At 54.2% G+C, this 1484-nt stretch carries 2 protein-coding genes; one reads left to right on the top strand and one right to left on the bottom strand.

What is annotated here, in order from left to right; translation table 11 throughout:
• Positions 1-254, top strand: a 254-nt coding sequence (locus CLV89_RS22230) for an integrase core domain-containing protein (protein WP_133166708.1), incomplete at its 5' end; no start/stop codon positions are given.
• Between the two features lie 367 nt (positions 255-621).
• Here the strand turns inward: CLV89_RS22230 and CLV89_RS22225 are convergent.
• A complete protein-coding gene (locus tag CLV89_RS22225; RefSeq protein WP_106165749.1) occupies positions 622-1194 on the bottom strand; it encodes a nucleotidyltransferase family protein in 573 nt (190 codons plus the stop codon).
• Positions 1195-1484 lie beyond the last annotated feature (290 nt).

Raw genomic sequence — 1484 nt, 5'->3', positions numbered from 1 at the left:
GTGCCGTGGGCGCGAAGACCGCATTCATTGCCCCGGGATCACCTTGGGAGAACGGCTACTGCGAGAGCTTCAACGCCCGCTTCCGGGATGAGTTACTAAACGGCGAGGTCTTCACCACGCTGCGTGAAGCACAGATCCTCATCGAACGCTGGCGTCGCCACTACAACACTGTTAGGCCCCACAGCGCCTTAGGATACCGGCCCCCAGCGCCCAAAAGCATCGTCCTGATAGACCAAAGACCGACGATGCATTAACATTCAAATTGGACCACTCGATGGGGGCACATCACGTGATGTCGCCAAGTTCCATGTCTCTCTCGTGCTAGCCAATGGATAAACAGACGCCTAGTACGGCGCAGACCTCGCTGCAGACACAAAACACTTGCCAGGAGCGGACCCTCGGGCTGGTAAGATTGTCGAAGCGACGCTGCGCCCTGGTCGAATGACAGGGAAGCGCAGTTAGCGACATTTGCAAAGTCGCGGAACCTGCGAGCCTCGCGCCGGTCCCACGCTGCACGAGCAATGGAGGGAGCAGACGTTCGCCGCAAGTGCAGCCACCAACCATCATCGAGCGGAAGGAATGCGGGACTAAGCCGACCTCCGAAAAAGTGCTAGAAGTAGGTCAGTCCACACTTTCAACACGAAGTTCGGGCCAAAGCTTTTGCCATCTGAGCGCTTTGTTTCGGTAGGTTTCTGCATCGAAGTTTGTAAGCGAATTCGGCCTGATAACTAGCCCCTCAAGGTCCGCAAAGCCCTTGGGCGCATATACATTCGCGACACCATTGGCTGAGCCCGAAACACCAAACATACAGGCCGTAGCAAGAAAGCGGTCGATGCCATCGGTCGCTCTTCGCAACGGATCATATGGCATTCCAAATTTCTGTGGGTACCAAAGGTGCACTCGAGCTTGATTTCGAATTTCGATCTCTGCGTCCAATCCTTCAAATGCCCGCATAGCTTGACGGATTGCGGTATCCTCAGCTTCCCATGACAGGTCATCGTCATTGAAATAGAAGAGGTCATAGTCCTTGATGCCGTAGTGGGGTGAGCGCCCAGTTCTGCTATTCCAAACAGTTTGGAAAAGACATCCGGATACTAACCAAACATCTCTTAGCCCTGTGTCAGTCAGACGCTCTAGGATAGCCCGGTTCGTCGGGTTTCCTTCCACAATAAGAGCAAATTCATCAGAATCCATGAGCGCGCCGATCAGGGTTTAGCATGTGACGATCAATCAGATACCTGAGACCGGCTTCTGGCGCGAATAGGTTTTACTGACCATTTAGGATGCTGCGTGGCAGAAAACTGCGATATGGGCTCTCACCCGCCGTTCGCCTCGCCAGCACGCCAAATTGGCACTGAGACCGGAGGTCAAGGTCAGCTGAGCGGGACTTAGGGTCAGGACTCGTTATCATTCATAGCCAGAAGATGACGAGAGCGGCGAGAGCGATAGCTGACAGGAACACTGTTGGTGATCTGTCGTATCGT

Origin of the sequence: Tritonibacter scottomollicae (assembly GCF_003003215.1) — a bacterium.
Taxonomy (GTDB): Bacteria; Pseudomonadota; Alphaproteobacteria; order Rhodobacterales; family Rhodobacteraceae; genus Epibacterium; species Epibacterium scottomollicae.
This window is presented reverse-complemented; position numbering and strand designations above follow the sequence as displayed.

Coding starts and splice junctions, on each gene's coding strand:
- CLV89_RS22225 (WP_106165749.1), bottom strand. CDS start 1,194: ATGGATTCTGATGAATTTGCTCTTATTGTGGAAGGAAACCCGACGAAC.